Origin of the sequence: Planctomicrobium mucosum (assembly GCF_051466335.1) — a bacterium.
Classification (GTDB): domain Bacteria; phylum Planctomycetota; class Planctomycetia; order Planctomycetales; family Planctomycetaceae; genus Planctomicrobium.
Genome location: NZ_CP195793.1, coordinates 2,887,957 through 2,899,729, shown reverse-complemented (window position 1 = coordinate 2,899,729; position 11,773 = coordinate 2,887,957). Strand labels below are relative to the sequence as shown.

Below are 11,773 nucleotides of genomic sequence, written 5' to 3'. Positions count from 1 at the left end.
ACTCTCTCTAGACCGAAGAGCGTGATGACCGGGTATTTATTGAAATGCGATCCAGGCAAACTGCTACGCAACTCTAGGCGAATCTCCGTGCAAAAACGCAACACGTCGGAAATTACGTGTTGTTCACCAGCAACACAAAGCGATGTAACAATTCATCAGAGAAGTTATTACGTCGACGTTCCGGAACACTGGAAGGTTGAGGGCGTTGATCACGCCAAATTTACTGATTTTACAGAATGTGACGATTCCCCATCTATGCAGCGAACTGTGCATTTTCGTTGAGTCTTTTCACTCGACTTGGGGAAACCACCATCGAATCATCAGATTTTGTCGTAGCGTTCTAAAACATTAGTTCGTAAGGCAAGCGATTGGACTGAGGAAGCCTGAGCAAACTGCTCGTGAACCTCGGATGCAAGTGAAATGATCATCGACGCGACTACAGACTCGAAAAGACGAGAACCGTTGCTCTAAAGACTTCACTCTCGCTAAGTGAGCGTTTGAAATGGTTACCAACAGTTATTCGCGGCAATTTTCAGCACCGGCTCAACTGACACCGAGCACGGAGCTATGTATTGAAGTGCCAGCACTACTGGCTCGCTGTATTGGGAATCGAGAGCTCGCAAGTCGCCTCATCGAGCGTTTTTTGCAAAGCACGTCCGACTTGTGCCTCAAAATACAAAACGCGATCGCTGCTGAGGATCTTGAGGTCGCCGGCATGCTTGCCCACCGCTTAAAGGGTGAAGCAGCCAATCTTGGAGCGACCCGGATTCGCGACAGATCCGCGGAAGTCGAAGTTGCCTGCCGCAAATGTGATTTCAGCTCTGCTCATGCAGCAGCACAGGCTTTGAAGGCTGAATCCCAGAGTATCGGTGTTCAGCTGCCATTGTTAGTACATGCGGTCAATCAGTTTGAACCTGATCAGGCCATTCTGACGCTCCCGAAACGAACTGTTCAATGAAAATTCTCATAGCGGACGATGATCCGAGTACAATCGACCTGTTAAAGAACGCGCTGGAGTCTTTTGGCTACCAGGTGACCGTTGCTGTCGACGGCACTGAAGCCTCCCAACTCTTGCGGACAGGCAAATTCCGAATTCTGATTTCTGATTGGCAGATGCCCGGAAAAACCGGCATCGAAATCTGCAAAGAACTTCGCCAAAACGCGGTCGGCGGATACGTCTATATTATCATGCTCACTTCATTCTCTGCTTTGGATGAAGTTGTTGAAGGACTCGAAGCGGGTGCTGATGACTTCCTGACCAAGCCGTTTAACCCCAGCGAACTCCTTGTTCGTATTCGCAGCGGAGAACGAATCCTGAATCTTGAAAGTCGCGAGCTGACAATCTTTGCTCTGGCAAAGCTGGCAGAGTCTCGCGATCAGGAAACAGGGGACCATCTCGAACGCATGCGGGAGTACGTCAAAATACTGGCTGAAGACCTCGCGTGCGAAGCGGAATTCAGTGACGTGGTGGACGGCGCGTACATCAATTTGCTGTATTTGACGAGCCCTTTGCACGACATCGGGAAAGTAGCAATTGCCGACAGCATCCTTCTGAAGCCAGGAAAACTGACTCCAGAAGAGTTCGAGATCATGAAGACGCATACCGTTCTCGGTGCCCAGACACTTAAGGACGTGGCAGCGAATCATCCCAACGCCAGCTATTTGCGCATTGCGATTGAGATCGCGTTAACTCATCACGAGCGGTACGACGGGACAGGCTATCCAAATGGACTTACTGGCGAAGAGATCCCGCTCAGCGGTCGGATCACCGCCGTCGCCGACGTCTATGATGCGTTGACTTCTCCCCGAGTCTACAAGCAGCCATTCAGCCACGAAGTCGCTAGAGACATCATCATCAAAGAAAGTGGATCTCATTTCGATCCGCGAATCGTCCGAGCATTTCTCCGCTGCGAGTCCCAATTTCTCGCTGTCAGGGGAAAAGTCCAAGTGCAGGCACCTATCGGAATTCAGTTCGCCGCACTGAGCCGAAGATAAACGTGTTGTAAAAGTCGTGACCGGAACGACTTCGCCGTCGCAGAAAGCTGCCAATTCTGTGGCCTGATCGAGCGTTCAAGGGCACGAATCACCGTTCGAGCTGAGTTCGCCTCTTTGAATATGCACTTTTGCCGCTGCGGGAATCGCCGCGATTTGCCCGCCTGCTAGCAGCTACTGCAAATCCATTTACATTCCGTCTCAAATGAACTGCCGAATTGGAAGAAATTCAGGCAATTGCGGTTTCAGGGTTAGAACCCGATCGGTTCATCGGATTAAATTGAGAAACGTCGCCTGACTTCTCTGCTGAGGCAGATCAAGCTCCGACCGCTCATTCTAAAGTTTTCCGAAATTATTTTGGGACGAACAGACGTATGCCCTATTCAGCTTTATTTCGCTGCCTGGTCACTTCGCTCGTGTTTTGTGCATCAGCCGTGATGGCTGAAGATTGGACAGTTCCAGCCAAAGGGAATCATTTCTTCAATCCCCCTTTGCATCAATCACGGGGGGATGATGTTCTGATTTCGGATGCGAACAAGACCTGCTCGCTTTACTTCTGGGTCTCTGAGCCAGCGACACTCGAAATTTCGCTCAACGCGAGCGTTCCGAAAGGGAAATCGACACTTGTAGTCCAAGTTGGAAACTCGAAGTTCCAAGCGAACCTCAGTGGTTCCAACGATACGGACTATCCGCTTGGATCAGTGGAAATTGCAGAAGCTGGCTATGTTCACGTAGAGATCCGTGGACTCAAAAAGACGGGCAACGTGTTTGCCAAATTGAACGAACTCAGAATCAAGTCCTCGACTGAAGGGCTGGAGTTGGCGTACGTTCAGAATAACGACGATGGAATGTTTTACTGGGGACGAAGGGGGCCTTCCGTTCACTTGAACTATCCGCTTCCTGAAAGCGTTGACATCACCTACGCATATAGCGAGATCACCGTTCCTGAAGGGGAAGATCCCATCGGGACCTACTACATGGCCAATGGGTTCGGTGAAGGTTATTTCGGCTTTCAGGTGAACAGCGAGACCGAACGGCGGGTTCTCTTTTCAGTCTGGAGTCCATTTCAGACCGACAACCCTCGTGACATTCCCCCAGAGATGCAGATCCGAAATGTGGCCAGAGGCAAAGGCGTTCACATCGGAGAATTTGGCAACGAAGGCTCAGGGGGTCAAAGCTACCTGAAGTATCCTTGGAAGGCCGGAAAAACATACCGGTTCCTGACTAAGATTGTCCCCAATGGCGACGAGACCACCACGTACACAAGTTGGTTCGGCGACAAAGAAGCGGATGAGTGGCGGCTGATCGCAAGCTTCGTCCGACCAAAAACGAATACACATTACAAGCACTTCCACTCATTCCTCGAGAATTTCTCTGCCGCGACCGGTCACATTGGTCGACAAGCCCAATATGGCAATACTTGGGTGTGCGACACGCAGGGGAAATGGCATGAGTGCAATCAAGCTCGATTCAGCGTCGACAATACCGGCAGGAAGCGGCAGCGTCTCGACTTCACAGGCGGAGTGCAGGGGAATCGCTTCTATCTCGAAAACTGTGGTTTCATCAACAACACAGGAACCCCGGGAGAAACCTTCACTCGCGAGTCGACCGCGGACTCTATTCCGCAAATCGATTTTGATCTCCTTCCAATGGAATAGCTCTCAAGCACATCGCTGATTTCGAAAAACGCGCTAGTCGCAACACGGATTCAGCATCGACATTGCTACAATTCAGCCTCCTTGAACTTTGAGTATTGTTCAAGGGGCTGTTTTCATTTTGATTGGGGGAGAAATGGGTCGGATTGGAAACGTGCTGGCAATGGCATGTGTGATCGCTTGGGCGATCCCCATCTGGATGTCTAGCAATTTAACCGCGGGTGAACCTCAAGATTTAGAGTTCGTCGCTGAGTGTGATGGAACCGTTCAGCGATATGTTCAGATTCTGCCCCCTGATTTTACATCAGACAAGAAGGTTGACTTGCTGGTTACGCTGCATGGTCACGGTAGCGACCGGTGGCAGTTCTCGACTGCTGACATCGCAGAGGCCAAAGCCTGTCGCGATTTTGCAGAGAAGCATGGGATGATCCTCATTTCACCAGACTATCGAGCAAAGACATCCTGGATGGGACCGAAGGCTGAAGCAGACATGCTTCAGTTGATCGCAGCCCTGAAAGAAGAGTTCTCCATTCAACGAGTCTTCATCGCAGGGGGATCGATGGGGGGAACCTCGTCGCTTACATTCACGGCACTGCACCCAGACCTGATCTCTGGAGTCGCAGCAATGAATCCCACCTCGAATCACTTGGAATACGATCGCTTCCAGGATGCGATCAGCGAGTCATTTGGCGGAGACAAAGCAACGATCCCGGAAGTCTATAAGGCGCGGAGCGCCGAGTACTGGCCCGAACGTTTTACGATGCCGGTCGGAATCTCAACTGGAGGAATGGATGAGATCGTCCCTCCGGACAGCACACTGCGACTTGCTGGCATTCTCGAGAAAATGAAACGCCCAGTGCACCTGATCCACCGTCCAGAAGGGGGACACTCGACGACATACGAGGATGCAATCGCAATATTGGAATTTATGGTCACTAGCAAAGCCAATTGACGGCCAGTTCTCAGGGGGAGCCTCAGTCCCTGCGACTGAAGACCGCGTCCCGAAAAACAGATCTGGAAGTCCAGATTCTTGGGGATGCAACTCATCAACAAAAAGGACCGGGAAGCGAATTCAAAAGAAGTCACTTCCCGGTCAGTTGTTTACATTGAGACAGCGTTATGTCTGCAACGTCATTCCCAGAGTTTTCACAAGAAACGAAAACTGATCTGTCAGCTCTTCAATCACTTTCGCTGTCGGGGTTCCAGCACCGTGGCCGGCTCTGGTTTCAATGCGAATCAGCACAGGATTGTCGCACCCTTGAGCGTGTTGCAACTCCGCGGCAAACTTGAAGCTGTGTCCGGGAACAACGCGGTCATCCGTATCTGCTGTTAACACCATTGTCGCTGGATAGCAGGTGCCTTCTTTGATGTTGTGGTATGGGGAGTAGGCCAGCAGAGCCTTGAACTCCTCTTCATTGTCAGATGAACCGTAATCATCGACCCAATATCGCCCGGCAGTAAATCTTTGGAAGCGAAGCATATCCATCACGCCGACCGCAGGAAGTGCTGCCCCGTACAGTTCAGGACGCTGTGTTAAGCAGGCCCCGACCAACAATCCACCGTTGCTTCCCCCTTGAATGGCGAGTCGCTTGGGCTGGGTGTACTTGTTTTCGATCAGCCATTCAGCGGCAGCGATGAAATCGTCGAAGACATTCTGCTTGTTCAGCTTGGTTCCAGCGCGATGCCATTCATCACCGTACTCTCCGCCGCCACGAAGATTCGCCAGGACGAACACTCCTCCCATTTCCATCCAGGCTAATCGCCCAGTCGAAAATGATGGAGTCAGAGAGATGCCGAATCCGCCATAGCCGTAGAGGAGCGTCGGGTTGTTCCCATCCAGTTTCAGTCCTTTCTTGTGAGCAATGAACATTGGAACCTTTGTTCCATCTTTGCTTTCACAAAAGACCTGTTTGACTTCGTAGTCGTCGGCGTTGAAATCGACATTTGCCTGCTGAATCAGCTCGCTTTTCCCGGTGAAGAGATCGTATCGAAAACTGCTCGGAGGCATGTTGTAGCTCGAGAACGTGTAGAACGTCTCGGTGTCCGACTGGCTTCCGTTGAATCCGGTCGCGGAACCGATCCCCGGGAACTCAATAGTTCTGAGCAACTCGCCATCTTTTTTGTAGAGAGTCACCTGCGTTTTGGCGTCTTTGAGGGTCTCAACAAAGAACAGATTTCCGATCAAAGAAACACTCTCGATCGCATCTTTCCCTTGAGGAATGATCTCGTGCAAAGGGAGTTGATCGCGTGGAGCATCTTTCTCCGCGGGGAGGTCGATCTTGACCGGCACTTCTCGAATATCGACTTTGACAACTCGTTTGCGAGGTGCATCCAGGTCGGTTTGGAAATAGAAGATCGGTCCATCATTTCCAATGAAGGCGTATTCGTTATCGAAGTGATTGATCAGTGCAACCGGAGCTGAGTACGGGTTTGCAAGATCGCGACAGAAGACCCGGTACTTGTTATCTGTTCCGACATGCACAGTGATGACCAGATAGCGACCATCTTCCGTGACAGTGCAGCTATAGCCCCATTCCGGAAAATCAGGACGATGAAAGACAAGGGTATCCTGTGACTGATCATCACCAATCTGATGATAATAGATCGACTGATTGACATTCAGGTTCTGGAATTCGGCCCCCGGGGTTGGCTCAGGAAACTTCGCGTAGAAGAATCCCTTCCCATCAGGTGTCCAACTTGGAGAGTTGAACTTGATCCACTTCAGTTCATCGCTGAGAACTTTTCGGCTCTCAACTTCCATCACCTTCCAGATTTTCCAGTCAGATCCACCATCCTGCAGTGCGTACGCGACATATCGGCCATCTTCGCTGAAGGTGATCCCGGACAGGGCCTGCGTCCCATCTTCAGACCATTGATTTGGATCAATGAACACGGTCGGCTCATCATTCAAGCTCTTCTGTGTGTACAGCACTGCCTGATTCTGAAGACCAGAGTTTTTGTAGAAGTAGTAACGTCCACCCGCCTTGAACGGAGTGCCGAACTTCGCGAAGTTCCAGAGCGAGGTCAGACGAGAGCGAATCATCTCCCGTTCAGGGATTTGCGAGAGGAAGTCATTCGTTGCACGATTCTCTTCCTCGACCCATTTGGCGACCTTTTCATCCTCACGCACATCAGCTTCCAACCAGCGATAGGGGTCCGCTACTGATGTGCCGAAATACTCATCGACGTGGTCAATCCGTTGGGTCATCGGGGGCTCTGCCTGCAATTGAGAAGTGAAAATAAACGCTGAAACTGCTCCCAGCATCAGATAACGAAAACTCTTCATCAGAGCTCCTTCAGTCGACGATCGAACACAGGGAAGTAAAGATTCCCAACAGTGCCACCGCAAAGCGCCGTCGGAATAAACAGTTCACGTTCTGAGAGGCTGAGGTTTCAAGGCGAGGAAGTCAAATCAGCTGCTATCTTTCGACGTCGAAAAACTCAGCCGACGGTGGAGGGTCATCCGGCAAGGAAGCCATGTAGTCCAGATACTGCTGATCCAATGTCTCGAGTTTGACGCCCATCACTTTCTCGAGGCTCACTGCAGATGGACGCTGTCTTTCCAGGGGATTGTAGATTTCCGCGAGATACTGAATAAATGCGTCCCGGTAGATCCCATTTTCGTAATGCAGGAAAAAATGGGATAACCCGGCCGCCTGATTGTAAGCATCCGCCTCAAGTGGAAAATTAGATCTCCCCAAGGCTGTGAACTGCCGTAACGGCCAATAGGTGCTTTCTTCAACGGCGCGATATCGAGCCCACCGAATGCGGATGTGCAGCGGGTCACCGACCTGTTCCTCCCCATCGAATGTTCGATATGACTCCAGGTAACAGGGAAACCCTTCAATTGCCCAGAAATTCGCTCGTTCTGCCACATCGACGGTTCTGGCCCGACTCTCTCCTAAAAGTTGATGAGTCACTTCGTGGAACATCGTCTCGAACTTCAGTTGCCTTTGTTCCTCGGTCTCTTCTGGACCATCATCAAAGTAGAAGAACGCAATGCGTTCGTGGGGAAGATAAAGCCCGTTGGCGAGTTCGATCTGCGGTTGCCGTGATTTCAGCGCTGCCACAAACTCGGACTTATTGCGATAGTAATAGACGATGTATCGTTTCGCGGGGTCCCATTTCGCCTTTCGCACAGGGTCGAGCAAGCGTTCCATCTGCTGCGGTGTATTGAAAAACGAAGAGTATTCTCTCAGGAAGAAATCGTGAAAAACTTCCAGCTTTCTCGAGAGTTCCACTCCTTTTTCAAGGCTGTGATTCGTTTTGACTAAAAAGTGTTCTGAGCCAATCTCCCACGCCAAGCGAAAGTCACTTCTGCGAATCGCCTCACGCTCAGCACTCATCCATTCGCCGTCAAGATTTCGCTCCCCATTCTCGTAGCGGGAGACATGCGACTCGGGGAGCCACCCGAAGGTCTGGTGGTCAACCATTTTCTTTGCAGCCATCGCGCTGAGAAATGCGGTTGTCCATTTGCCCTTGTCGAGAACATAGCCGAGCATGGCTCTGGCGTTGCGATTGTCGGGATCATGAAAAGCAACAATTCGCATCCACTGATACACAAGGCTTGAATGACCTTGGTACATGGCGTCCCGCGCAATCCGGTAGACACCCAGGGCGTAGTCCGTCTCCAACTTTCGTAATTTGACACGCCATTGCCGCTCCGCATCAGGAAGCTGTAGAGAAACGGGAGGGAGAGGGGCGTTTGGAAGATCGTCGAGATCGTAAACACCTGCGGAAGGGAGTTGAGCCCGTTTACGGATTTCATCCGCATCTTTGAAGTAGCTCATCTCCTCGCATTTGTCAGCCAGGGCATTCATGTCCTTCGAAAACTGCTCATGAAGTTTCTTGTAACGTTCATGAAGGAATTGCAGCTTACGATCTTCTCCCGCTGCCTCTGCATTTGTTTGCAGGAAGGAGCCAATCAACAGCAGCGACAAAATTCCATACAAACAGCCCGAAGTCCAGACCTGCATTGGGAATCGGTGTGCCAGCATTTTCGAAAAAATCGTTGAATTCGTCATACGCGGATTCTATGCAGAGAAGAAAAGCGGGGAAAGACGAGTCTGAACCTCCAAACACATCCCTACGCCGCATCTTTGTTGCACCCGGATCTATTCTAAACGCAGCGAAGCCGTTCAGAAAATCCGAAGCAATCACGACCAGCCTAATTCAGGGACAAAATGAGCAAACGTGAACTCCTCGCCCGAAGTCTTGAATGGACCGGTATGGGGTCGCTTCTCACTTCAACGACGGGGAAATGGGACGGGCTGGTTGTCTTCAATTACCATCGTCTTGGAGACCCGCTGCAGTCTCAATTCGATCGAAATCTCTACAGTGCAGGGCAAAGCGAGTTTGAGGGACAAGTCAGGTTCCTGAGACAAAATTACGATGTCCTGCGAATCTCGGACCTCGAAGAAAAGCTGCCGAAACGTGGTCGATATGTACTCATCACATTCGATGATGGTTATCGAGACAATTTCGAACTCGCTCTTCCGGTGCTCAAGCAATTGGGAACACCTGCGACATTTTTTATTACGAGTGGCTTCATCGACAATAAGCCAATCGCCTGGTGGGACGAAATTGCGTGGATGATTCGCCGCTGCAGTCATCAAGTATTTCACCACCCCCAAGTGGATCAGAACCCTATTGCGGTGCAGTCCATTGAAGAACATGAAGTGGCGATTCAGCGATGCCTCCGAACGTTCAAGTCAATTCCCTCATCCGAGACCGAAGAGTTTCTTGAGACGCTCGCCAGCGTGACCGGAAGCGAACGTTGCTCTCGGGAGGTGACAGAGTCAATCTGGATGACGTGGGACATGATTCGCGAACTCGATGCCAACAAGATGGATCTGGGAGGGCACACCGTCACCCATCCAGTCCTCGCATACTCTGACCCGGTTGAGCAGGAATGGGAGATCAATCAGTCAAAGAGGCGGATCGAAACTGAGATCGGACACCCGATTACAGCGTTCAGCTACCCGGTCGGCCAACCTGACTCCTTCAACGAGATCACCAAGACGCTCCTCGAAAAAGCAGGGTACCTCTGGGGTTTCAGCTTCTCCGGCGGATTTACTCGTCGCGGCCCACACGATCCCTACGATCTTCCCCGCGTCGCGGTCTCCCCGCACATCAGCCGAGAGCTTTTTCAGTCGACAGCAAAACTTCCGTGGATCTTCGCATAGCGTACTGAATCAGTGGCATCGCACGACTTCCACACTCGTCCCTGACAGCGAAAAAACGCCCTCACATCCGCTTGAGATGTGAGGGCGTTATTCATTCAGTTCGGGCTCATTGGTCTACTGCCCATCAACCACTTGAAACTCCGCACTGGAGGACGCAGGTCGTCCCAGTTCGAGCTTCAGTCCTAAATCTTGTCTTTGGTCGAGATCGATGCGAATCACAATCTTGTGCGTTCCTTCAGTTAACTCGATGGGAACTTCCGTTCCTGGCGACAACTTCTCATCATCGATCCAAAGCGTCACCCCAGCATCGTTATTGATATGAAGTGTCGCTGGGCCTGCTTTTGTGCAACTGACCTCCCCGAGAACATAGAAGACGCGGGAATTCAGTCTCTCTGCGAGCTCTGTGAGTGGGAGTGTCCCATTGACCTTCGCATATACTGAGCTCCAGGCATCTGAACCAATAACGTCTTTCTCAAATGTCGCTTGATCAGGCTCAGCCGCAGTCAACGAATCAGCGACAGATTCCAGTACCTGATATCGCTGCAGACGGGGAGTCGAGCGAATCTCGTATTCGCCGGGCTTCCCGAGTTCCGAAAGAAACGCCACAAGGTCAAGCAGTTCATCCTCAGTCAGGAAGTTGACTAGCCCCTTCGGCATCAGCGACTTTCCTTCGACTTCATCTTCGATGTCGCTGAGGGGAACTGTAATGAGTTTGCCCTGTGCATCCTTCAGGACGAGCGTATCGCGAGTACGGTCTGCCACAATTCCGGACAAAATCTGGCCATCTTCAGTAAAAACCGTTTTCGTAATAAATGCTTCTTTGATCGCCTGATCCGGATCCAGAATGGATGTCACCAAATAGTCGACGGGTGAGCTGACACCGATGGCGCTGAGATCTGGACCAATCTGCCCGCCAGCTTTACTGAGAGCGTGACACTTTGTGCAACTTAAATCTGCCCGTCGATAAATCTCTTCTCCCCGAGCGGCATTTCCATGTTGAGTTGCTTTCAAGACGAGGGCGGCGACTTCTTCGGGGGTCGGGGGAGCGAGCTCTGAATTCATCCCAGCCTGAGCTGAGAGAATCTGATTCAGCTCTGCGTCAGTCCGTCCCATCCTGTACATCTGTCGCAAGACCCGTTTGGCGACATCTTGTTCAACGGGAGAAGCAGCTAGCTGTTCCGCCAGAACTTTTGATCCCTGATTCAAGTCGAGAAAGGCCCCTAAGAGACCGGATGGGTTATCGCCCGCTTGAAGTTGCTTCAGTAGGTGGACCGCACGTTGGGCCGCGTCAGTCGGATTCAGTCGAGCCAGAATGGAAATCGAGGTCGCTCGAATCGCGAATGGTTCATCACTTTCAGCAAGCCGAACAAGCAACTCGCTTCCAGTTTCTGGATTGATCAAGGCGATCGCTCGCATCGCCGACTCTCTGCGAAACGTCGTCTGCGTTTTGTCTTCAGCGATTTGTGTGAGTTCCGGAAGGGCGGCTTCGACCTTCCACAATCCAAGGAGATCGATCGTGAGCTTGTGAACTTCCTGATTTTCAACGGAAAGCAACGCCGTTAAAACGGCGAGATCTCCAGAAGGAATCACTTTTCGATCCGAAGCCGCAGTTCGGAGGCCAGCCAGTCCTGCTTCCCTAGCAGCGTCAGACCAGTGCATCGGTTGGACGATTTCCGCCAGAATCTGGGCAAGGTCATCTGCATTTCCACGATCGCAGATCGATTTGATCACCGCAGGAAGACGCTCAGCTGGGACTCGACCACTTTTCAACAGCTTCAAAGGCGCCGCTGCAGGACTTTGCGCAAAAACCAGACTGACATGACAGGTCATGAGCAGGATTGCGAGTGTGCAAAACACAAGACGGCTATTAATGACTCCCATACAGACAAACCCTTTATGTCTCAAAAAAACTCGAGTAACGAACTGTAGCAACGATCCACA

8 protein-coding genes are annotated in these 11,773 nt (G+C 51.3%); 5 read left to right on the top strand and 3 right to left on the bottom strand.

Going from position 1 to position 11,773, the window contains the following annotated elements; translation table 11 throughout:
- Positions 1-502: 502 nt before the first annotated feature.
- The 4 genes from SH668x_RS11630 to SH668x_RS11615 all read left to right on the top strand — a co-directional run bounded on the left by SH668x_RS11630 (position 503) and on the right by SH668x_RS11615 (position 4,599).
- Positions 503-958 (top strand): Hpt domain-containing protein, encoded by a 456-nt coding sequence (locus SH668x_RS11630; RefSeq protein ID WP_437185228.1) that lies wholly within the window; start codon positions 503-505, stop codon positions 956-958.
- Entirely contained in the window at positions 955-1,995 is a 1,041-nt protein-coding gene (locus tag SH668x_RS11625) for an HD domain-containing phosphohydrolase (protein WP_437185227.1), read from the top strand. Before SH668x_RS11630 ends, SH668x_RS11625 begins: the two co-directional genes overlap by 4 nt.
- A gap of 434 nt (positions 1,996-2,429) precedes the next feature.
- Entirely contained in the window at positions 2,430-3,650 is a 1,221-nt protein-coding gene (locus SH668x_RS11620; protein ID WP_437185226.1) for a DUF3472 domain-containing protein, read from the top strand.
- Between the two features lie 133 nt (positions 3,651-3,783).
- Positions 3,784-4,599 (top strand): alpha/beta hydrolase family protein, encoded by an 816-nt coding sequence (locus SH668x_RS11615; RefSeq protein ID WP_437185225.1) that lies wholly within the window; start codon positions 3,784-3,786, stop codon positions 4,597-4,599.
- A gap of 165 nt (positions 4,600-4,764) precedes the next feature.
- On the opposite strand, the gene SH668x_RS11610 is transcribed toward SH668x_RS11615, so the two are convergent.
- Together SH668x_RS11610 and SH668x_RS11605 are read right to left on the bottom strand one after the other, a co-directional pair.
- Positions 4,765-6,933, bottom strand: a complete 2,169-nt coding sequence (locus SH668x_RS11610; RefSeq protein WP_437185224.1) for a prolyl oligopeptidase family serine peptidase — start codon at positions 6,931-6,933, stop codon at positions 4,765-4,767.
- A 133-nt stretch (positions 6,934-7,066) separates the two neighbouring features.
- Positions 7,067-8,671 carry a hypothetical protein gene (locus SH668x_RS11605; RefSeq protein WP_437185223.1) on the bottom strand — a complete coding sequence of 535 codons (1,605 nt, stop codon included), beginning with the start codon at positions 8,669-8,671 and terminating at the stop codon, positions 7,067-7,069.
- 159 nt (positions 8,672-8,830) lie between these two features.
- Here SH668x_RS11605 and SH668x_RS11600 point away from each other — a divergent pair, with 159 nt between their 5' ends.
- Complete coding sequence (locus tag SH668x_RS11600; protein WP_437185222.1) at positions 8,831-9,832, top strand: polysaccharide deacetylase family protein; 1,002 nt, start codon at positions 8,831-8,833, stop codon at positions 9,830-9,832.
- 114 nt (positions 9,833-9,946) lie between these two features.
- Here the strand turns inward: SH668x_RS11600 and SH668x_RS11595 are convergent, their stop codons facing one another.
- Positions 9,947-11,713 (bottom strand): hypothetical protein, encoded by a 1,767-nt coding sequence (locus tag SH668x_RS11595; protein WP_437185221.1) that lies wholly within the window; start codon positions 11,711-11,713, stop codon positions 9,947-9,949.
- Positions 11,714-11,773: the final 60 nt, after the last annotated feature.

What these genes read in the sequence shown, in the direction of transcription:
- SH668x_RS11620 (WP_437185226.1), top strand. Translation starts at nt 2,430, where the DNA reads ATGGCTGAAGATTGGACAGTTCCAGCCAAAGGGAATCATTTCTTCAAT.
- SH668x_RS11605 (WP_437185223.1), bottom strand. Translation starts at nt 8,671, where the DNA reads ATGACGAATTCAACGATTTTTTCGAAAATGCTGGCACACCGATTCCCA.
- SH668x_RS11610 (WP_437185224.1), bottom strand. Translation starts at nt 6,933, where the DNA reads ATGAAGAGTTTTCGTTATCTGATGCTGGGAGCAGTTTCAGCGTTTATT.
- SH668x_RS11595 (WP_437185221.1), bottom strand. Translation starts at nt 11,713, where the DNA reads ATGGGAGTCATTAATAGCCGTCTTGTGTTTTGCACACTCGCAATCCTG.
- SH668x_RS11600 (WP_437185222.1), top strand. Translation starts at nt 8,831, where the DNA reads ATGAGCAAACGTGAACTCCTCGCCCGAAGTCTTGAATGGACCGGTATG.
- SH668x_RS11630 (WP_437185228.1), top strand. Translation starts at nt 503, where the DNA reads ATGGTTACCAACAGTTATTCGCGGCAATTTTCAGCACCGGCTCAACTG.
- SH668x_RS11625 (WP_437185227.1), top strand. Translation starts at nt 955, where the DNA reads ATGAAAATTCTCATAGCGGACGATGATCCGAGTACAATCGACCTGTTA.
- SH668x_RS11615 (WP_437185225.1), top strand. Translation starts at nt 3,784, where the DNA reads ATGGGTCGGATTGGAAACGTGCTGGCAATGGCATGTGTGATCGCTTGG.